The following is a 20992-nucleotide window of genomic DNA, read 5'->3' as shown; positions in this document are numbered from 1 at the left end:
GTGAGGTGAACTAGTATGTTTCGATTAACCAATAAGTTGGCCATATCCAACTTAATCAAAAACCGCAAACTCTATTATCCCTTTGCTTTGTCTGTCATTTTGGCAGTCACTATCAGCTATCTCTTTTATTCCGTAGCCTTTAATCCTAAAATTGGTGATTTGCGTGGTGCATCCGCTATTCAATTTACCCTACAACTAGGGCTTGTCGTAGTGACACTCGCATCTGCCATTATCGTACTTTATGCCAACAGTTTTGTCATGAAAAATCGCTCAAAAGAACTGGGTGTCTATGGTATGTTGGGACTAGAAAAGCGCCATTTAATTGGTATGACCTTCAAGGAGCTCCTGATATTTGGTTTAGTAACAGTGACTTCTGGGATTGGGATTGGTGCCCTCTTTGACAATCTCATCTTTGCTATATTGCTTAAACTTGCAAAGATGAAGGTAGAGCTAGTCGCAACCTTTCAATGGTCCGTAGCCCTTTCAATTCTTCTAGTATTTGGTCTTATCTTTTTAGTCCTTGTGTTTCTAAATACCCTACGTATCATCCGTATGGATGCTCTGCAACTATCTCGTGAAAAAGTAAAAGGGGAGAAGAAGGGACGTTTCTTAGTCCTTCAAACTTTACTAGGGCTAATTGCACTAGGTAGTGGCTACTATCTAGCACAAAGCGTAAAAGATCCAGTTTCAGCGACTGTTACTTTCTTTATAGCCGTCCTGTTGGTAATTGTTGCGACCTACCTCTTATTCAATGCGGGTATTACAGTTTTCTTACACTTACTCAAGAAAAACAAGCGTTATTACTACCAACCAAATAACCTCATCTCTGTTTCTAACCTTATCTTCCGTATGAAGAAAAACGCTGTCGGTTTAGCAACCATTGCCATCCTCTCCACCATGGTTTTGGTTACTATGTCAGCAGCAACCAGTATCTACAACGGTTCTGAAAATATAAAAAATATCATGTATCCTCATGATTTCGATGTTAAGGCTAAGGGAAATAATATTGAAGTTGAGAATTTAGACCAACTATTGACTCAATATGCCAGTGAAAAGAACTTGACGATTAGCAATAAAGACGTTCTTAGCTATGCTAGCTTTGGCCTTTCTAGTCAAGATGGAACTAAATTAACCATCATGACTAAAGAACAAATCACGGAATTACCTAAGACAGTTTTTCTAGTATTTGATCAAAAAGACTATGAAAAAATGACTGGACAAAAGCTAAATCTTACTGGTAATGAAGTAGGTCTTTGGGCTAAAAATAACCAACTAAAAGGTCAGAAATCATTTAGTCTTAACAGTCAGGAGTATAGTATCAAGCAAGAAATCCAGCAAGATTTTTTAGCTAACCATGTTTCCAATCTCTATATCCTTTTAGTTTCAGATTTTAACTACCTAGTTGTACCAGATCTTCAAAGCTTTTTGGATCAGTACCAAGATTCTGCTGTCTACACTCAGTTCTACGGTGGTATGGATGTCACCGCAAGTCTAGAGGAACAATTAAAGCTATCTGATGATTTTGATGCGTATGTAAATAATTTTAGCCATAATCTCAAGAGTGAAGATGCTATGGTTTACGGGGGTAATGGTTCAAGTGATGCAATTGCCCAAATGAATGCTCTCTATGGAGGTGTCCTCTTTATTGGTATTTTCCTCTCTATCATCTTTATGATAGGTACTGTACTGCTTATCTACTATAAACAAATCTCAGAAGGTTATGAAGACCGTGAACGCTTTGTCATCCTGCAAAAGGTTGGTTTGGATCAAAAACAAATCAAGCAAACCATTAACAAGCAGATCTTGACTGTCTTCTTCCTCCCTGTAATCTTTGCCTTCCTTCATCTAGCATTTGCATATCGTATGTTAAGCTTGATCCTCAAGGTCATTGGTGTAGTAGATACAGCTATGATGTTAAGCGTAACTCTTACCATTTGTGGTATCTTTGCTTTAGTCTATGTACTAATCTTTATAATTACTTCAAGAAGTTATCGTAGAATTGTTCAAATATAATAAAAAATATTTGTCAAGGAGTCTTAGTATTAACCCCAACGAATATTTGGGGAACGTTAAAGTTCACGATAAAAAGATTATAGATAGACATTTCAAGAAAAAATCTTGAAACAATTTTCGCTTAAATGCATATTGAGATTATTATAGATTTTAAAAATAATTTATGAAAACAAGAGAGCCGATTATAAGTTAGGGTCTTTTGTAATATGGTAAATGCTTATGAAATTAAAATTATGTACTATTGGATTTTTCTTTTGTTTGATCGCTGCAATTGGTCTGGTCACTATCAGCGATACCGAAACTCCCATACCTTTACCAATTGATGGTGCTTTTTCTATTCAAGGAAAAAGCAATCTTTCAAATAACGAAATATACGAAATGCTTCGTGACTTATCAAAAACGGAAAAAGTTACCATTTACAAACCAATCGTTCAGAGTTCTGGTCAGTTGAAGTATGTAAATTTTGATGATGTAAATAATGAACAATTAAAGTCAGCACCAATAATAGGGATGTATTACACCCTTGGGAAAATGGATATAGATAGTTTGAAACCACTTACGATGACGGGGTTGCAAACAGTATATATGGCTTATCCTTGGTATATAGGAGGAATCTTACAATTTACTGGAACTTTAAGAATACTGTTAATGAGCTCCATTTACTTAACTTTATTAGTTGTGTTATTTGTTGTTAGAACGAAGCAGATTAAAGAAGGAGTGATACGACGTTCTTTGGGCTTGCCTGTATACGATCTAAGAAGAGAGTATGGCATTTCTCTTATTTTTGAACTGATTATGATGGCTTTATTGATGATTTCTTACAGTTCTTTTTTGGGAAATGGTTTCTTCACCTATAGTTCTAAGTTATTTTTCTCTCTTCTTTTAACGAATTTTATACTATTTCAAATCATTGATCTCATCACCTTTGTTTTATTTTGGTTGACGATTCAGGTTGAAAAGCCCATTGAAATTATCAAAAACAAGGCGAAAAACAAGCTTATTTTTATCGTATGGCTTGCTATTATTTCGATTATCATCCTTATCTCAGGAATTTTTTTACAAGAAACAAAGAGTAGTCAATCCAGTATTAACATCCAGATACAGAATTTAGTACCATGGGACACAGTAAAAGACTGGAGAAGGATTGAGTTCCTTGGAATTGAAAATAACTCTGCCAAAACTGGAGAAGTTAATGATTCGGATGGTAAGTATCTACAGATAGCTGCTTCCTTAAAAAACTTAGATTATTTATATATAGAACGATCCTCGGCCTATGTACCAGATCTTATGAAAACATCTCATGTTTTAGAAGACTTTTCTAAACAATTAGAAAACGATGGAATAACGAATCCAGAAATAAATAAGGACCTGATTTATATCAATCAAACAGGTGCTAACCTACAAAATAAAGTGAATGGAACAAACTATCATCTTTTAGATAATAAGATAGCAACCATCTATATTCCTGAGAAATGGAAAGAAAACCAGAAATCTATTGAAAATACAGTTGTAGCAGAACAATTTATTGGAACAAACTATACAAAAGAAGAGCTTGCAGTACAAATAATTCCTGATGGGGAAAAAATTTTTTATTTCAATGAGGATGCTGATATCGATCATAAAAATAAAGATATTTTACCAATGGCAAGTCTAGCAGATAGTAAAGATAACATTGTTGTTGTGTTAGATACGGACAAAATGATTGAAAACAACCAGTTTTCTTTAGCTAGTAATATAACACATAAGTCTCTTTTTAGTCCTGAAGCGGTAAAGAAAATAAATGAGATGGCTAGCCAGTTGAATGTTTCAATGAATCCAGTAGATGTTTACCAAATTGTGAAATTAAAGATCCAGTCCTTAGAGCACCAAATTCTACTGTCACAAATCTTGCAGAAGATAATTTACAGTATTGTCTTTATACTCATTTATCAATATGTCCAACTTTATATTGCCCTAAAACAGAATGAATATGTGAAGAAAATCATTTTGGGTCTGTCAAAAACATATATAGCAATTTCAAGTCTCAAGTATTTTATGATGACTATTACAATGGTTATCCTATTTACATTTCTTATGACAGGTCAAATAGAGTTGCTATATATTGGTCTTGCTTCTCTGCTGGTTTTGATGTTGTCAATAATCATGAGTTTTAGAAAATTATCTGAAAGCTATACTAAAATTTTAAAAGGAGATGAAACATGACAATTGACCTTTTGAACGTTTCAAAAAGTTTCGGCTCAAAGAAGATCTTTACAGACTTAAATTTAAGATTTGAATCTGGAAAAAGTTATGCATTGATTGGAGGTTCCGGATCTGGTAAAAGCACCCTTCTTAATATTATAGGAAGATTAGAAAAAATTGATAGTGGGAATGTTTTAGTTGATAAACAGGATATTTGGAAGATAAAAGAAAGAACTTTTTTTAAAAATACTGTTGGATATGTATTTCAAAATTATTCTTTAATCGAAAACAAAACAGTATATGATAATCTGAAACTTATCACTAAAGACAAAAAAACAATAACTGATGTACTTGAAAAAGTAGGACTGTCGAGCGACCATTTACATCAAAAAATATATGAATTGTCTGGAGGGCAGGCTCAACGTGTAGCTATTGCCAGAATGTTAATGAAACCACGTAAAATTATCTTAGCAGATGAACCCACAGGAGCTTTAGATGGTGAGATTGGAAAAGAAATCATTCGTTTATTATTAAATGAAAGAGATGAAGACAAATATGTTATTATAGCGACGCATGATCCAGCTGTCTATAACAAAGTTGATGTGATCATTGATATGAAAGATATAGGGGATAATGTATGAAAAAGATAATTTATATTGCTTTGATCTTTGTAGCTGGGTTACTTGCCTTCTTCTTTTTTAGAAAACAAATGATCTCAAAAGAGAATACCAATAAACCAACGTTGGAGTTAACAGTTTTTACGGTTTCTTCTAGTGATACAGAAAAATGGAATAAAGTGAAACAAGTAGAAACGGAAGAAGCTACATACATCATAACTGTGAAAGAAGTAGTGTCTTCAGAAGAAGTATTTTCAAACATCATTGCAAATGGTGCTGCTTCTGGGTTCGGAGTTCGTGAAGAAGAGGTGAAGCAATTTAATAATAATTTAGGAGACACTATTGAGGACTCTAAGCATAATAAACTCATTGGAATAGAATTTTTTACTTTTTCTAATGCTGACGAGGGATTTGTAGTAGCAAATTTTGACTACGGTAATGAAGAGTTGAATTCTCAGAAAAAAGATATAAAAGTGGTATATAAAAAAATATATGAATCTTTTAAAGAAAAAAGTAAGTGATTGCGATTTATTTGCCTGTTTTGATAGAAAAAAGTCAATTTTTAATTCTAATATCTTATCTTGATAATCGCGCTTTTTAGTTGATAAAACTTACAAATAGTCCTGAAGAAGACAATGACATTCAGTTTACTTATATGTATCATGTGCATACAAAGTTAGGTCCATCCCATCATCAATTTATGTTTATCAATAATTGAGCAGTTGTTGCATCATTTAATATTTCAGAGGTTCAGTACCAGTATTTTATGAAAGAATCACTTTCTCATGTCATGGTTTATAATTAATACTCTTCGAAAATCAAATTCAAACTGCATTAGCGTCGCCTTGATGTACTCAAGTACAGCCTGTGGCTAGTTTGCTCTTTGATTTTCATTGAGTATTAGAGGCAAATAAGCCATTTAAACAGAGTTAGGATTCACCTTCACGACTATAAATCTAGCAAAATTGGCCAGTAGTTTAGACTCTAAAAGGTCTACTATTCAAAAACCACACAGTATTTCTTTCGGCTTGATGCTATTCAAGCTTGAAATCACTGTGTGGTTTTATTTTTAAGCTAGTTTTTCTCAGCATTATTTTTTATCTTAAATACTAAACAACTGTCCAAATAGATAAGTGACACCCATGGTCAAAAGGCCGATACAAAGGTTACGAATCATGGCTGTTTTGGTTGGTGCTTTTCCAAGTTTGGCACTTGTATATCCAGTGACTAGAAGTGAAATTGCTACAATCATAACAGTAGCAGGGATTCGATAGTCACTTGGGAAGATGGTTATTGAAAGCATTGGCGGGAGACTTCCGAGGACAAAGGCAATAAAGCTAGATGCTGCAGCATGCCAAGGATTGGTAAATTCTTCATACTCGATACCGTATTTTTCTTCAACCAAAGCTTTAAGTGGATTTTTTAGAAAAGCTTTGTTAACTAATAGTTGAGCTGAAGTTTCGCACTCACCATTTTGAAGATAGGCTGCGTAGAGTGATTTTTTAGCAGCATCCATATCTTTATCCAAAAGTAGTTGTTCACGGGCTACAGCGGCCTCCTCCGTGTCTTTTTGAGTAGATACGGATACATACTCTCCTCCAGCCATAGAAAAGGCGCCAGCAAGGATTGCAGCTAATCCCGAAAGAAAGATAATCCAGATATTAGTTGTAGCACTGGCAACCCCTATAACAACTCCAGCGATAGAGATAATTCCATCATTAGCCCCAAGTACACCAGCACGTAAGATATTTAAACGGCCAGCAAAGTTTGCATCAATTTTATGTGTAATTTCTGACATTGTTTTCTCCTTTGTAAACATTATAAAGTATACTAGAAGTGAACACAAACATTTTAAACTATCTGAAAAAAGTTCTACAATTCTAATAATAGCCATAGCTTTTGCTTATGCCAATATATAACAAAGTTGTATTTGTAACTGAACGAATTAGGTGATACAATGAACCTAATGAAATCTTTGGAGGTCTAAATATGACTCGTGAATTTAAATTTGAAACTCTTCAATTGCATGCTGGTCAAGTGGTAGATGCGACTACAAAATCTCGTGCTGTTCCTATTTACCAAACAACATCTTTTGTATTTGAAGATACACAAGAAGGTGCAGAGCTTTTTGCTCTTCAAAAAGCTGGTAATATCTATACTCGTATCACTAACCCAACAACATCAGCCTTTGAAGAACGTATCGCAGCCCTTGAAGGTGGTGTAGGTGCACTTGCAACTGCGTCAGGTATGGCAGCTCTTACTTATACTATCCTTGGACTTGCTCACGCAGGTGATCACGTGGTTGCAGCTTCAACTATCTACGGTGGGACCTTTAACCTTTTGAAAGAAACCCTTCCTCGTTACGGAATCACCACAACTTTTGTTGATATCGATCATTTAGAAGAAGTTGAAGCAGCGATTGGAGATAATACCAAACTTGTCTTGATTGAAACTTTGGGTAATCCAGTTATCAACATTCCTGATATTGAAAAAATAGCTGAAATTGCTCATAAACATCAGATTCCTTTGGTAGCTGATAATACTTTTGCAACGCCTTATCTTATCAATGTCTTTTCTCACGGTGTAGATATCGCAGTCCACTCGGCTACTAAGTTTATCGGTGGTCATGGTACAACAATCGGTGGTGTTATCGTTGATAGTGGGAAGTTTGACTGGGCAGCTTCAGGGAAATTCCCTCAATTAGTCGAAGAAGATCCAAGTTACCACAATATCAGCTATACTCGTGATGTTGGTGCTGCAGCTTTTATCGTTGCTGCTCGTGTTCAATTGCTTCGCGATATGGGAGCTGCCCTTTCACCATTTAACTCATTCTTGCTCTTGCAAGGGCTTGAAACACTTTCTCTACGTGTTGAACGCCATGTTCAAAATGCTGAAAAAATCGTTGATTTCCTTGTTAACCATCCAAAGGTTGAAAAAGTTAACTATCCAAAATTAGCTGATAGTCCATACCATGCCTTGGCTGAAAAATACTTACCAAAAGGTGTTGGATCAATCTTTACCTTCCACGTTAAAGGTGGAGAAGCAGAAGCTCGTAAGGTGATTGACAACTTGGAAATCTTTTCAAACTTAGCCAATGTAGCAGATGCTAAATCATTGGTAGTTCATCCCGCAACTACAACACATGCTCAGTTGTCAGACTCTGATCTAGAAGCAGCAGGAGTAACTAAAAATCAAATCCGTCTCTCAATCGGTCTTGAAAATGTTGATGATTTGATTGAAGATTTACGACTAGCGCTTGAAAAAATCTAAAAATAACTAGTTTTTATCGAATTAAGGATCCTTCTCACGAATAATTAAGTGAGGAGGATTTTTATGTACAGTATTTCATTTCAAGAAGATTCGCTCTTGCCAAGGGAACGCTTGGTGACAGAAGGAGTAGAAAGTTTGAGTAATCAGGAATTACTAGCCATTTTATTACGAACAGGAACTCGTCAATCTACCGTTTTTGAAATTGCACAGAAAGTATTGTCTCAATTAAATAGTTTAACTGAGTTAAAAAAAATGACCTTGCAAGAACTGCAGAGTTTATCAGGAATCGGGAGAGTAAAAGCTATTGAATTGCAAGCTATGATTGAGCTTGGAAGTCGTATTCACAAACATGAAACCATTGAGGCAGAGAGCATTCTGAGTAGTCAAAGACTGGCTAAAAAGATGCAACAAGAATTGGGAGATAAAAAACAAGAGCACCTAGTGGCGCTCTATCTGAATACACAAAATCAAATTATTCATCAGCAAACCATTTTTATTGGATCTGCTACTAGAAGTATTGCGGAACCAAGGGAAATTCTCCACTATGCTCTAAAGCATATGGCAACATCCGTGATTCTTGTTCATAATCATCCATCTGGAGCTGTCATGCCTAGTAGAAATGATGACCATGTTACGAAACTTGTTAAAGAAGCCTGCGAATTAATGGGTTTGGTCTTATTGGACCATCTCATTGTTTCACATTCTGATTATTTTAGTTACCGTGAGAAGACGGATCTGATTTAAAAAACCTGTATATGATACAGGTTTTACAATTCATTGACGACATAGTCGAAAAGTGTTTTATCTTTGGGGCGATTTTCAAAAAGAAATTCCGGATGCCATTGAACACCGAGGTAAGGGAAACCATCAGTCGTTGTTACAGCCTCGATAATACCATCTTTAGGATCATGAGCGACAACCTTTAGATTTGGAGCAAGATCTTTAATGCTCTGATGATGGAAAGAATTGATATGAGAGATTTCTCCATAGATATCTCGAAGAATAGTATCAGGCTCGGTGACTAAACGTTGAGTTGTATACTCAGCTGAAGTATCCTGCCAATGATCTTCAATATCTTGATAAAGAGTTCCTCCCATAGCCACATTAAAGAGCTGGGTGCCTCGACAAACAGAAAAAATCGGTTTCTTCTGTTTAATGGCTTCTTTTATAAGAGCTAGCTCAAAAATATCTCTCTGAAGGTGGTAGTCATCGCTATCGATCGTTTTAGGCTCACCGTAGAACTTGGGATCAACATTTTGCCCACCAGTTAAAATGAGTTTATCAATCAAGCCAATGTAGTAGCTGGCCATTTCTTGATCACCAATTGGTAGGATAATGGGAATTCCCCCAGCTTCCTTGACTCCTTCAACAAAGCCCTTTGCAGCATAGCTCATCATCAGATCATCATCAGGATGAGCTTTTTCGTTTCCTGTAATCCCAATAACTGGTTTTTTCATAAATGCTTTCGCTTTCTAATCCTCTTTTCTCATGAAATAGAGGAGAGTTTGCAATTCACTAGTTAAATCCACATATTGAGCCACCACATCTTTTGGTAGTTGGAGATGAACGGGTGAAAAGCTTAAAATTCCTTTAATACCTGCTTCGACAAGTAGATTAGCTACTTCTTGTGATTTGACACTCGGAACAGTTAAAATTGCAGTTTTTACATCTGCATTTTTTATTTTATCCTTGATTTGGGAAATTCCATAAATTGGAATTCCATCGGGAGTTTTCGTCCCAACTTCAGGATGGTCATCCAAATCAAAAGCCATAATGATTTTCATTTTGTTTCGTTCGTGGAAACGGTAGTGAAGGAGAGCGTGCCCCATATTACCAATACCCACCAACATAACATTTGTAATAGAATTATCATTTAGAAGATCAGCAAAAAACGTCATTAGTTTTTTGACATCATAGCCAAATCCACGGCGACCAAGTTCACCAAAGTAGGAAAAATCTCGTCTAACGGTAGCAGAATCAATACCAATAGCCTCGGCAATTTGTTTTGAGTTGGCTCTTTCAATCTTTTCTGCATGAAATCTTTTAAAGATACGATAATAAAGAGAAAGTCTCTTTGCTGTTGCTTTTGGAATAGCAGACTGTTTTTCTTTCACAAAATCACAACCTTTCTAAATACTATTTTATAGAAAGATTGTGAAAAAATCAACAAAAACAAGAAAAAACTAAGAAAATCTTAGTTTATCTTTGTAAAATCATAGTGATAAAGAAAACGATAGAGATCTCCTAGAAGTCCCTGATAGATTTCTTTTCCCTTATAGGTAAGAGAAGTAATGACGGTCGTATCTGGAAGAGTCACACATCCTGAAAGTGACAGCATGAGTGCTTCGTAATCTTCGTATTCTAAAAGGCGATCGACTTGATAGGCATCCTTATAGTTTAATCGAAACATAGGGTCCCCCTATCTTTCACTTTTAGTGAAGACACCACGCTCAACAAGACTGTCCATCAAGAAGTAGAATTTCTCTTGGTGGATATGAGTTTCTTCTGACTTAAAGATATCAACCAAACGTAGACCAAATTTATCAGTGATGTTGATTTTTGCACCAGTTAAGTCTTTGTTGATGATAATCTTAAGTTGGAAACCTTCCCCACTATTTGGAACTTTTTCAAGAAGACGTGTTAGTTCATAATTACCAACCTTAGTTTCAAAAAAAGTGTTATCTTTTAGAGTGAACTTTTTGACGGTTGGGCTAAGTGTGTAATCATAACGGCAATTTTTAAGACTAATGGTTTTTTCGAATGCCATTGAGTTAACCTCCAATGATTTCTTTTAGAGTTTGTGCGAGAGTGATTATTTCTTGCTCTGTATTTTGAGGTGAAATGCTGACGCGAACGGATTCGTGTAAGCGAGGAGAGTCTTCACCGTAGAAAGCCTGAAGAACATGACTAACCTGAACGACACCTGCAGTACAAGCAGAGCCAGTTGAAATAGAAATACCTTCAAGATCTAGACGAAGGAGTAGTAGATCATTACGTTGACCTGGGAATCCAATATTAAGGACATAAGGTAGCTGGTCTTTCCCTTGATTGAGATAATAGTCTGTGTCAGCCATTTCCTTTAAGAATGTTTCTTTTAGTTTTTGAACCTTTTTAAAGTTTTGTTCTTGGTTTTCAAGATCATCCTTTAGAGCTGCTACCATTCCCACAATGGCAGGAAGATTTTCTGTTCCTGCTCTTTTTTTCTGCTCTTGATCGCCACCATGAAGGTAGGAGTCAAAATCTGTAGATGCAGCATAGAGAAAACCAACTCCTTTTGGACCATAAAATTTGTGTGCAGAAGCGCTAAGAAAATCAATTCCCAATTTTTCGGGAAGAATCTCAAATTTACCAACTGCCTGAACCGCATCGACATGATAGACGGCTGGATGATTTTTTAGAACTTCACCAATTTTAGCAATAGGTAAAAGTGTACCAGTTTCATTGTTTGCAAACATAGTAGAAACAAGAATGGTATCTTCACGCAGTGCATTTTTGACCTGGTCTGCAGTAATTTCTTGATGTTCAGGCTGTAAAATAGTCACTTCAAAACCGAAATTTTCAACCAAGTATTTGATGGGTTCTAGAACAGCATGGTGCTCAATCGCAGTAGTGATAATGTGCTTTCCATGATTTTGATGGCGAAGGCAGTAACCAATGATAGCAGTATTATTGCTTTCAGTGCCACCAGTGGTAAAGAATATATGTTGTGGCTTTGTTCCTAGTAAACTAGCTAGTTCTTGACGAGCTTCTCGTAATAGTTTACCTGCTTGGCGCCCATGGCCATGAATACTAGAAGGGTTGCCATAAGTTTCTTGCATGACTTGAGTCATTGCTGAGATAGCTATTGAAGACATCGGAGTCGTTGCAGCATTATCCAAATAAATCAAAAACTCACCTAATTTCTATTTAAATAGTGGACTAACTGGTTTTCTTTCATGAATACGAACCATAGCATCACCGATCAATTCGCTAGCAGTGATGTATTGCACGTTTTTAGGTTTTCTACTTTCTGTCACAACAGAATCTGTAACCAAGATTTCCTTAATATTTGTTGCATCTAATAACTCTGCAGCACCGTTAACGAATAGGCCATGACTTGAAACTGCATAGATTTCAGTTGCGCCGTCACGCTCTAAGATTTTAGCAGCTTCAGAGAAGGTACGGCCAGTGTTCAGAATGTCATCGATCAAGATTGCCTTTTTACCTTCGATATCTCCGATGATGTAACCTTGACTGCGTTCAGAATCATCTTGTGCATAATCAATGATGGCAATTGGAGCATCTAGATATTCTGCAAGACTACGCGCACGTTTTACACCAGAGTTTTTAGGACTGACAACAACCACATCTGAACCAGTCAAACCTTTATCGCAGTAATGTTTTGCAAAAAGTGGAATTGTATAGAGGTTATCTACAGGAATGTCAAAGAATCCTTGAACCTGAACGGCATGGAGGTCAAGAGTCAATACACGACTAACTCCAGCTTTCACCAACATATTTGCAACTAGTTTTGCAGTAAGTGGTTCGCGAGAAGAAGCGATACGATCTTGGCGAGCGTAGCCGAAGTATGGAAGTACAACGTTAATAGTATTAGCACTTGCGCGAACACAAGCATCAACCATAATCAAAAGTTCCATCAAGTGGTTATTTACTGGATAACTAGTTGATTGGATGATATAAACATCATATCCACGAACACTTTCCTCAATATTAACTTGGATTTCACCATCTGAAAATTGGCGTGAAGATACTTTTCCAAGTGGAACACCTGCAGCCTCTGCGATTCTTTGAGCAATTTCCTGGTTGGAAGATAGTGCGAAAAGTTTCATGTTTTTTGTATCTGACATCGATAAACCGTCCTCTTTAAACTAAGTGAATCGCTGTAGTGAAACACTTTTAGTGATAAAAGCTCTCTACAACAGATTCTATTATTTTTCATCCCTTTTATTTTATCAAAAAAAGAAGATTATTTCAGTATTTTTTCATATTTTCTATAAAACGAACCAATTTTGAAGGAGCTTTTTTGTAATGGATTTCATTGGTTTGTAAAAATTCTTGGAAATCAAGACTTCCTTGGTTGCTATCTTCTACTTCTAATTCAAGCTCATAGTCAACAATATCAAAGTATTGGCTTTGATCAAGTGCCATGAGTCCGATCGGAGTTTGCTTTTCGTAGCGAACAGTAGTTAAGCAACCTAAAACTACCCAGCCACTGGTTGAAAGTCCACGGCTAGTTAATTCGTCAAGAATCATTCCTTGCGGAAGTTTACATTCTTTAAGACAATGGTTTGCTTCCACAAGACTGAGATCTTGATTGTACTCCATATTCCCAACTGTTTGGGGAATTTTTATGGTCAATTCAGCGCTATTATCAAAAGTACGAATGCGCATAGCGATTTTATGTTGGCGAAGGTAAAAATCAGGCGTGTCTAGGTAGTAATTTTTTTGTGTAATAGGTGTGACTCCTGAAAAGTGCTCCTGCAATCTTTGATATTCATCCTTGTTTAGAAGTGTTTTCATTTCAATTTCTAAATGTTTCATTTTTTTTACTTTTTCCTTATCTTTGAAAGCGATTATATGGTATAATAAGCATTGTATTTATTGTATAAGATTTTTCATAGAAAATCAAAAGCTAGATAAATCGAAGTGTATAGAGAATTGGATGAAAAAGATATATGATTACAGAATGGGAAGAATTTTTAGATCCTTACATTCAGGCTGTCGGAGAGCTGAAGATAAAACTCCGAGGTATTCGAAAACAATACCGCAAACAAAATAAACATTCTCCAATTGAGTTTGTAACTGGTCGAGTCAAACCGATCGAAAGTATAAAAGAAAAAATGGCTCGTCGAGGGATTGGATACGATACGTTGGAACAGGACTTGCAAGATATTGCAGGTTTACGCGTCATGGTTCAATTTGTAGATGACGTGAGCGAGGTTGTTGCCATCCTCCGTAAGAGGCAAGACATGAGAGTGGTACAAGAACGTGATTACATCACTCATCGAAAGGCTTCAGGCTATCGTTCTTACCATTTGATTATTGAGTATACTGTTGACACAATCAAGGGGGCAAGAACGATTCTGGTGGAGATTCAGATTCGTACCTTGGCTATGAATTTCTGGGCTACCATCGAGCATTCTCTTAATTATAAATATCAAGGCGATTTTCCAGAAGAAATTAAGAAACGCTTGGAAATTACTGCAAGGATATCCCATCAATTAGATGAAGAAATGAGTAAAATTCGTGATGATATCCAGGAAGCACAGGCACTCTTTGATCCATTGTATAGAAAGTTAAATGACGGGGTAGGTAATAGTGACGATACCGATGAAGAATACAGGTAAACGAATTGATCTAATCGCTAATCGCAAACCTCAAAGTCAAAGAGTCTTATATGAATTAAGAGATCGACTAAAAAAGAATAACTTTATATTAAATGATAAACATCCCGATATCGTGATTTCCATAGGTGGGGATGGGATGCTTTTGTCTGCTTTTCACAAGTATGAAGACCAGCTGGATAAGGTTCGTTTCGTTGGTGTTCACACGGGTCATTTAGGTTTCTATACGGATTACCGTGATTTTGAACTAGATCAATTGCTTACTAATTTACAGTTAGATACTGGAGCTCGTGTGTCTTACCCACTTTTAAATGTAAAGGTATTTTTGGAAAACGGAGAAGTGAAGATTTTCCGAGCTTTGAATGAGGCTAGCATTCGGAGAGCTGATAGGACAATGGTGGCCGATATTATCATTAACCAAGTGCCATTTGAACGTTTTCGAGGAGATGGCCTGACGGTATCGACGCCAACCGGGAGTACAGCCTATAATAAATCTCTTGGTGGAGCTGTTTTGCATCCTACTATTGAGGCCCTTCAATTGACAGAAATTGCGAGTCTCAACAATCGTGTCTACCGAACCTTAGGTTCGTCTATCATTGTGCCTAAGAAGGATAAGATTGAATTGATACCGACTCGCAATGATTATCATACGATTTCTGTTGACAATAGCATTTATTCTTACCGTAATATTGAAAGAATAGAATACCAAATAGACCACCACAAGATCCACTTTGTCGCAACACCAAGCCATACTAGTTTTTGGAATCGTGTCAAGGATGCCTTTATTGGTGAGGTGGATGAATGAGGTTTGAATTTATTGCTGACGAACATGTCAAGGTAAAGACCTTTTTAAAAAAACACGAAGTCTCGAAAGGTTTACTTGCCAAAATCAAGTTTCGAGGTGGAGATATTTGCGTAAACGGTCATCCACAAAATGCAACCTATCTCTTAGATATTGGGGATGTGGTTGTCATCGACATTCCTCCTGAGGAAGGTTTCGAGACACTGGAAGCCATTGATTATCCACTGGATATTCTGTTTGAAGATGATCATTTCTTAATTCTAAACAAACCCTTTGGTGTGGCCTCAATTCCGAGCGTCAATCATTCTAATACCATAGCTAACTTTATCAAGGGCTACTATGTGAATCAGAACTACGAAAATCAGCAGGTCCACATTGTAACCAGACTAGATCGAGATACTTCGGGTTTGATGCTTTTTGCGAAACATGGTTATGCTCATGCTAGACTAGACAAACAATTGCAAAAGAAAGCCATTGAAAAGCGATACTTTGCTCTGGTTAAAGGAGATGGTTTTCTGGAACCTCAAGGTGAGATTATTGCACCGATTGCCCGTGACTTAGATTCAATCATTACTAGACGAGTTGCAAAAGGTGGTAAGTATGCCCATACTTCCTATCGTATAGTTGAGTCTTATGGCAATATTCATCTAGTTGATATTCGACTGCATACAGGAAGGACACACCAGATTCGTGTCCATTTCTCCCATATAGGTTTCCCTTTGCTTGGTGATGACCTATATGGTGGTAGTCTTGAACATGGCATAGAGCGTCAAGCTCTGCATTGCCATTACTTATCGTTTTATCATCCTTTTCTTGAAGAGCAGTTGGAGATGGAAAGTCCACTGCCGGATGATTTCAACACCCTTATTACTCAGTTATCAAATAATAATTTATCTTAAAAGGAGTAAAAACTCATGGAAGTTTTTGAAAATTTAAAAGCCAACCTAGTTGGTAAAAATGCACGTATTGTTTTGCCTGAAGGTGAAGAACCACGTATTCTTCAAGCTACAAAACGCATCGTAAAAGAAACAGAAGTTATTCCTGTCCTACTTGGAAATCCTGATAAAATTAAAATCTATCTTGAAATCGAAGGAATCATGGATGGTTATGAAGTAATCGATCCTGCACATTACCCTCAATTTGAAGACATGGTAGCATCACTTGTAGAACGTCGTAAAGGAAAAATGACTGAAGAAGAAGCTCGCGAAATATTGGTTAAAGACGTGAACTATTTTGGTGTTATGTTAGTATACATGGGCTTGGTAGATGGAATGGTTTCAGGAGCTATTCACTCTACTGCGGCAACTGTTCGCCCAGCCCTTCAAATCATTAAAACACGTCCAAATGTTAGTCGTACTTCAGGTGCCTTCCTTATGGTTCGTGGCACTGAGCGTTACCTATTTGGTGACTGTGCAATCAATATCAATCCTGATGCTGAAGCATTGGCAGAGATTGCGATTAACTCTGCTATCACAGCTAAGATGTTCGGTATCGAACCAAAAATTGCGATGCTAAGCTATTCAACTAAAGGTTCTGGTTTTGGTGAAAGCGTAGATAAAGTTGTTGAAGCAACTAAGATTGCTCATGATCTTCGTCCTGACCTTGAAATTGATGGGGAATTGCAATTTGATGCTGCCTTCGTTCCAGAAACAGCTGCTCTTAAGGCACCAGGAAGCAAGGTTGCTGGACAAGCAAACGTCTTTATCTTCCCAGGTATTGAAGCAGGGAATATTGGTTACAAGATGGCAGAACGTCTCGGTGGCTTTGCAGCGGTTGGTCCAGTATTGCAAGGTTTGAACAAACCAGTTAATGACCTTTCACGTGGATGTAACTCAGACGACGTCTTCAAACTTACTCTAATCACAGCAGCACAAGCTGTACACCAATAAAATACAAGATAGCTCCTTTTCTGTTAAAGGAGCTTTTCGTTGAATTTCAAATCTAAAGATGATAAAATGTATTTACAAATCATCTTTACAAAGAGGTATTAATCATGGCAAGTACTCAACCTGTTAATTTTCGAGCAGATTCGACTTTTTACCAACAAACGAAAGAAATCTTAGCTGATGAAAAGTTAACTCTATCAGATATTTTTAATGCTGCACTTCGTAAAATTGCGACAGGTGCAGTTGATCCTAAAGAGTTCGTATTTAGTGATTTACAAGAGACTCAATATCAGGTTGCTTTTGAAGACTTGAAAAAGGAAATCTTGATGGGACATCAAGAAATTGAGCAAGGTAAACTAACGTCTTTGGCAGATGTAAGAAAGGAATTTGGACTTGACTAATCATAAGCGTTACCATGTTTCTCTTACGGATCAAGCTAAGAAAGACTTGAGAGAAATACATGATTATATTGTACTGAATTTTTACAGCCAGCAATCTGCCGATAGTAAACTAGACCTTATTCTAACGGCACTAGAAACTTTAGAAACCTTTCCAGAAGCATGTCCTTTGGTTTCAAGTCGAGGTTATGGTGAATTAACAGATGACGGAAAACGTTATCGATATATGCCAATTGAAAATTACTTAGCTTTTTATTATATCGACAAATATGAGGTTTATGTCTCCAGAATTTTAAATTCCAAGCAGAATTGGGCTAAGCTATTCAATAAGTAGAGGTAAAATTTTTTAAATTTTTTTGAATCATTTAGTCCCACTCTTTGTCCCCCCAAGAAAGGAAGTTTTTAAAATTGAAATACAAATTTCTATTATTCGACCTCGATCACACCTTACTCGATTTTGATGCTGCTGAGGATATAGCTCTGACGCAACTCTTAGAAGAGGAAGGAGTTGAGGATATCCAAACTTACAAAGATTATTATGTACCCATGAACAAAGCCCTTTGGAAGGATTTGGAACAGAAAAAAATTACAAAGGCTGAGTTAATTAAGACACGTTTTGCAAAATTGTTTGCTCACTTTGTCATTGAAAAAGATGGGGCTTACTTAGCAGAGCGCTACCAGTTTTTCCTATCAAAACAAGGACAGACTTTCCCAGGTGTCGAAGATTTATTAAAAAAATTGATAAGTAAGGGCTATGAACTCTATGCTGCGACAAATGGAATCACCTATATTCAGACAGGTCGTTTGGAACAATCTGGAATTGCACCATATTTCAAGGAAATTTTCATATCAGAACAGCTCCATACGCAAAAACCAGATGCTGAATTTTATGAAAAAATTGGAGCTCGAATCCCTAACTTTGATAAAAATCAGACCCTTATGATTGGTGATTCTTTGTCAGCTGATATTCAAGGTGGAAATAATGCTGGCATCGATACCATCTGGTACAATCCTCATCATCTGGAAAATAAGACACAAGCTCAGCCAACTTATGAAGTCGACTCTTATCAGGCTCTGCTTGATTGCTTGGGGCTCCTTTAAAAATCACAAAATATATAAAATTCTAGAAAACCTGGAGCATTGAATGCAAGAAATTTTAGTATTTTTTGAAAACGTTTTATTTTTTTGATATAATAAATCATACTAGGATATAATGACAAGAATATTGTGATTGTCATCTACCGTTAAGTTGTATATGGATATCAAATTGGTAGTACAGTTAATCAAGTAGGTATTGAAAAAGAAGCATCTAAACTAGTCAATAAATTATCTATTCATCTGTTTGAACGTCTTAAATTGGTATAAAAAAGCTATATAGGAGCAAATCAGTATGATATTGAAAAGTAATAAAAGACCCATAAACTTCATGTTGATGTTAATAAGTGCTTGTTGCTGCCTTATTTGTCTAAGTGCCTGTCAGTCAAATAAGGTAAATTCGGTAGATGATTATAAAATGGCTATCTGGGATAGCGATAAAATAGCTGTCTTTGATGATTATGATTTAAATGAGTTCAAGGTTAATATATCTAGAAAAGAGAAATTTATCTATTGGGCAGAAAGTTTTTCGGAAGCAGGATCCTATTCAACTGCAAAAACAAAAGATACCTCAGGTCTAAAAAGATATGTCTCTAGAATTAATAAGGAAAATTTAAGTGAAACGTTTAAATTAGCAGAAGGAAATGATGCATACGCATCTATAACAGATGGGGATTATTTATATGCAACTGCTGTCTTTACAGATAGAATTGAATTTTATAAATATGATAATAATTTAGAGGTTATTACTAATGTTACCGTGAAAAATGATGGTCAGTTAAATGCCAGTCAACAGTTTGTTATTGTAGATAATTATTTATACTTACTTGTAACCACATTGGATTTATCAACCCAAGTTCCTAATACGGAAATTTGGAAAATGGATAAAGAGTTCAACATCGTGGAAAAATATAATCTTGACGAAACATCAGCATATATGAGAATGGTTAATGTAGATGATGTCTTGTATATTGTGGAAGCACTTAGTGGGCGCAATTCTGATGGAGAATATAAGTCGGGAAATAAAATAATGGTTTTTGATTTAAAGAGTCAGAGCAAGAATTATATCGATATTCCTGATAAGTATCCAACAAATATTCACTATGATGCTAAAAATAATCAATTGATTATAGAGAATGAGGGATTATATAATGGCGAATTTTCCTTTACTACAGTCAATCTAGACAATTTAGAAGAAGATATTATTCATCTGGAAGGCTTTAGTACAGAGCAATATATTGCACCGTATTTTACATTTAAAGACAACATCTATTATTTTTTATTTAATGATTCTCTGGTTAAATATGATATTGTTGATAAGAAACAAACAGTTATCAATCTAGAAAATTATAAGATAAAAGATGCACATTATTTGATTGTTAAATAGTTTATTTATTGGGTGAAAGTCAAATAATAGAAATTTAATCTTTAATATGTGCTTAAGTATAGTTTTAGTAATCTCTCCTTATCTCTGGCTAAGGGGAGATTTAATCTAGTTTGTTGTCAGCATAGATTTAGAAGGTATTTGAAAAGTCCTGCAAGGAAAAGATTTGAAAGATATCATGATAGTTTTTTTTTATAATGATCAGTTATCTTTCTGAGTATTCTGAACAATAGATTCTTTGCAAAACCTTGTAAAATATTTAGAACTTTTTAAAAGTAGATAGGAGTCTTGAAATTATGGGCACATGGGATGCAACGATTTTTGGAAATGACATCTCCTTAGATATTAAAGAAGAATTCTTCGAGAGATACAATCAAGGAGAAGATGCAAATACAATTAAAAATGACTTGACGTCGGATTTATACGATGACGATATGTATGATGTCTTGTTCGCCTTGGCACACTGTTTATGGGAAGTTGGGCAATTAGATGACGAATTCTTGCTTGAAATTAAAGAAATCATTCTCAACAAAGAGGATTTAGAACTTGCCCAAGAATTGGGTGCAGATAGTGAATTTTTAGAACAAAGAAGTGAAAATCTAGAAAAGTTTTTAGAAAAAATTAGTATAAAAAAAGAAAATCCCAAAAAGAGAATTGCTCCGCCTGTTCCTGTAGAAAGCAAATATAGGAACGGTGCTGTGATTGTTTTTCAGTATGAAGATGGCATATACGGTGCTTTGATAGCAGTAGATGGAGCTTTCTTTGATAAGGAAACCTATTATGCTTATCTGCAGACTGATATTAAAATGCCCACAAAACCCACTATGGAAGATGTGCTATCAGCACGAATTCTCGATCCAAGTTTTCATAGTGCAGAATACAATTCATTTCGTGACTCTAAGTATTACTACTCTTTTGTAAATTGTATTTCAGGTTATTTAAAAAGTACAGCAACTAAAAAATTTGAAAAATACAATGATAGTGTTTTTGAAATAATAGGCT

The 20992-nt window shown here is 35.9% G+C and carries 24 protein-coding genes; 15 read left to right on the top strand and 9 right to left on the bottom strand.

The genetic code is table 11. The features are described from left to right. Positions 1-15: 15 nt before the first annotated feature. The 4 genes from ADH31_RS04620 to ADH31_RS04605 all read left to right on the top strand — a co-directional run bounded on the left by ADH31_RS04620 (position 16) and on the right by ADH31_RS04605 (position 5332). Positions 16-2013 carry an ABC transporter permease gene (locus ADH31_RS04620; RefSeq protein ID WP_049509214.1) on the top strand — a complete coding sequence of 666 codons (1998 nt, stop codon included), beginning with the start codon at positions 16-18 and terminating at the stop codon, positions 2011-2013. A 219-nt stretch (positions 2014-2232) separates the two neighbouring features. Further along, entirely contained in the window at positions 2233-4215 is a 1983-nt protein-coding gene (locus ADH31_RS04615; RefSeq protein ID WP_049509213.1) for a hypothetical protein, read from the top strand. Beyond that, positions 4212-4835 (top strand): ATP-binding cassette domain-containing protein, encoded by a 624-nt coding sequence (locus tag ADH31_RS04610; protein ID WP_049509212.1) that lies wholly within the window; start codon positions 4212-4214, stop codon positions 4833-4835. Before ADH31_RS04615 ends, ADH31_RS04610 begins: the two co-directional genes overlap by 4 nt. Next, the gene (locus ADH31_RS04605; protein ID WP_049509211.1) at positions 4832-5332 is read left to right on the top strand and encodes a hypothetical protein; all 501 of its coding nucleotides are present in this window, start codon (positions 4832-4834) and stop codon (positions 5330-5332) included. The genes ADH31_RS04610 and ADH31_RS04605 overlap by 4 nt, the downstream gene beginning before the upstream one ends. Positions 5333-5913: 581 nt before the next feature. Here ADH31_RS04605 and ADH31_RS04600 read toward each other — a convergent pair. Beyond that, complete coding sequence (locus ADH31_RS04600; RefSeq protein ID WP_049509210.1) at positions 5914-6609, bottom strand: VIT1/CCC1 transporter family protein; 696 nt, start codon at positions 6607-6609, stop codon at positions 5914-5916. Between the two features lie 191 nt (positions 6610-6800). On the opposite strand from ADH31_RS04600, the gene ADH31_RS04595 reads away from it, so the two are divergent. Both ADH31_RS04595 and radC read left to right on the top strand, forming a co-directional pair. Next, positions 6801-8081, top strand: coding sequence for an O-acetylhomoserine aminocarboxypropyltransferase/cysteine synthase family protein (locus tag ADH31_RS04595; protein WP_049509209.1), 1281 nt, complete (start codon positions 6801-6803; stop codon positions 8079-8081). Between the two features lie 63 nt (positions 8082-8144). After that, the gene (gene radC, locus ADH31_RS04590) at positions 8145-8825 is read left to right on the top strand and encodes a RadC family protein (RefSeq protein WP_000286951.1); all 681 of its coding nucleotides are present in this window, start codon (positions 8145-8147) and stop codon (positions 8823-8825) included. Between the two features lie 23 nt (positions 8826-8848). On the opposite strand, the gene ADH31_RS04585 is transcribed toward radC, so the two are convergent. The 7 genes from ADH31_RS04585 to ADH31_RS04555 all read right to left on the bottom strand — a co-directional run bounded on the left by ADH31_RS04585 (position 8849) and on the right by ADH31_RS04555 (position 13622). Further along, positions 8849-9538 carry a gamma-glutamyl-gamma-aminobutyrate hydrolase family protein gene (locus ADH31_RS04585; RefSeq protein WP_049509208.1) on the bottom strand — a complete coding sequence of 230 codons (690 nt, stop codon included), beginning with the start codon at positions 9536-9538 and terminating at the stop codon, positions 8849-8851. A 15-nt stretch (positions 9539-9553) separates the two neighbouring features. Further along, positions 9554-10195, bottom strand: coding sequence for a redox-sensing transcriptional repressor Rex (locus ADH31_RS04580; protein WP_000660647.1), 642 nt, complete (start codon positions 10193-10195; stop codon positions 9554-9556). A gap of 80 nt (positions 10196-10275) precedes the next feature. After that, positions 10276-10491 (bottom strand): DUF4649 family protein, encoded by a 216-nt coding sequence (locus ADH31_RS04575; protein WP_049509207.1) that lies wholly within the window; start codon positions 10489-10491, stop codon positions 10276-10278. A gap of 9 nt (positions 10492-10500) precedes the next feature. Next, positions 10501-10848 (bottom strand): DUF1831 domain-containing protein, encoded by a 348-nt coding sequence (locus tag ADH31_RS04570; RefSeq protein ID WP_045762949.1) that lies wholly within the window; start codon positions 10846-10848, stop codon positions 10501-10503. Positions 10849-10852: 4 nt separating this feature from the next. Further along, a complete protein-coding gene (locus ADH31_RS04565; RefSeq protein WP_049509206.1) occupies positions 10853-11968 on the bottom strand; it encodes a cysteine desulfurase family protein in 1116 nt (371 codons plus the stop codon). 15 nt (positions 11969-11983) lie between these two features. Beyond that, positions 11984-12928, bottom strand: coding sequence for a ribose-phosphate diphosphokinase (locus tag ADH31_RS04560; RefSeq protein WP_049509205.1), 945 nt, complete (start codon positions 12926-12928; stop codon positions 11984-11986). A gap of 124 nt (positions 12929-13052) precedes the next feature. Then, positions 13053-13622: a CYTH domain-containing protein gene (locus ADH31_RS04555; protein WP_049509204.1), complete on the bottom strand. Its 570-nt coding sequence runs from the start codon at positions 13620-13622 to the stop codon at positions 13053-13055. 134 nt (positions 13623-13756) lie between these two features. On the opposite strand from ADH31_RS04555, the gene ADH31_RS04550 reads away from it, so the two are divergent. From ADH31_RS04550 to ADH31_RS04520, 7 genes are all read left to right on the top strand, one after another. After that, positions 13757-14428, top strand: coding sequence for a GTP pyrophosphokinase (locus ADH31_RS04550; RefSeq protein WP_049509203.1), 672 nt, complete (start codon positions 13757-13759; stop codon positions 14426-14428). Then, on the top strand, positions 14412-15230 hold the full coding sequence (locus ADH31_RS04545; protein ID WP_049509202.1) for an NAD kinase: 819 nt from the start codon (positions 14412-14414) through the stop codon (positions 15228-15230). Before ADH31_RS04550 ends, ADH31_RS04545 begins: the two co-directional genes overlap by 17 nt. Next, positions 15227-16126 carry an RluA family pseudouridine synthase gene (locus ADH31_RS04540; protein ID WP_049509201.1) on the top strand — a complete coding sequence of 300 codons (900 nt, stop codon included), beginning with the start codon at positions 15227-15229 and terminating at the stop codon, positions 16124-16126. The genes ADH31_RS04545 and ADH31_RS04540 overlap by 4 nt, the downstream gene beginning before the upstream one ends. Positions 16127-16141: 15 nt before the next feature. Continuing rightward, a complete protein-coding gene (pta, locus tag ADH31_RS04535; RefSeq protein ID WP_049509200.1) occupies positions 16142-17116 on the top strand; it encodes a phosphate acetyltransferase in 975 nt (324 codons plus the stop codon). Positions 17117-17220: 104 nt separating this feature from the next. Continuing rightward, on the top strand, positions 17221-17514 hold the full coding sequence (locus ADH31_RS04530) for a hypothetical protein (RefSeq protein ID WP_049509199.1): 294 nt from the start codon (positions 17221-17223) through the stop codon (positions 17512-17514). Next, the gene (locus ADH31_RS04525) at positions 17507-17845 is read left to right on the top strand and encodes a type II toxin-antitoxin system RelE/ParE family toxin (protein ID WP_049509216.1); all 339 of its coding nucleotides are present in this window, start codon (positions 17507-17509) and stop codon (positions 17843-17845) included. Before ADH31_RS04530 ends, ADH31_RS04525 begins: the two co-directional genes overlap by 8 nt. A 74-nt stretch (positions 17846-17919) precedes the next feature. Next, a complete protein-coding gene (locus ADH31_RS04520) occupies positions 17920-18612 on the top strand; it encodes a YjjG family noncanonical pyrimidine nucleotidase (protein WP_049509198.1) in 693 nt (230 codons plus the stop codon). A gap of 102 nt (positions 18613-18714) precedes the next feature. Here the strand turns inward: ADH31_RS04520 and ADH31_RS10365 are convergent, their stop codons facing one another. Next, positions 18715-18777 (bottom strand): hypothetical protein, encoded by a 63-nt coding sequence (locus ADH31_RS10365; protein ID WP_398578145.1) that lies wholly within the window; start codon positions 18775-18777, stop codon positions 18715-18717. Between the two features lie 247 nt (positions 18778-19024). On the opposite strand from ADH31_RS10365, the gene ADH31_RS04515 reads away from it, so the two are divergent. Then, positions 19025-19993: a hypothetical protein gene (locus tag ADH31_RS04515; protein WP_049509215.1), complete on the top strand. Its 969-nt coding sequence runs from the start codon at positions 19025-19027 to the stop codon at positions 19991-19993. Positions 19994-20286: 293 nt separating this feature from the next. Continuing rightward, positions 20287-20992, top strand: a 706-nt coding sequence (locus ADH31_RS10210; RefSeq protein WP_049509197.1) for a hypothetical protein, incomplete at its 3' end; no start/stop codon positions are given.

This window comes from Streptococcus pseudopneumoniae (genome assembly GCF_001072375.1).
In the GTDB taxonomy this organism is placed as follows: Bacteria; Bacillota; Bacilli; order Lactobacillales; family Streptococcaceae; genus Streptococcus; species Streptococcus pseudopneumoniae_L.
Note: the sequence above shows the minus strand (reverse complement) of the source record. Positions and strands in the feature narration are given on the sequence as shown.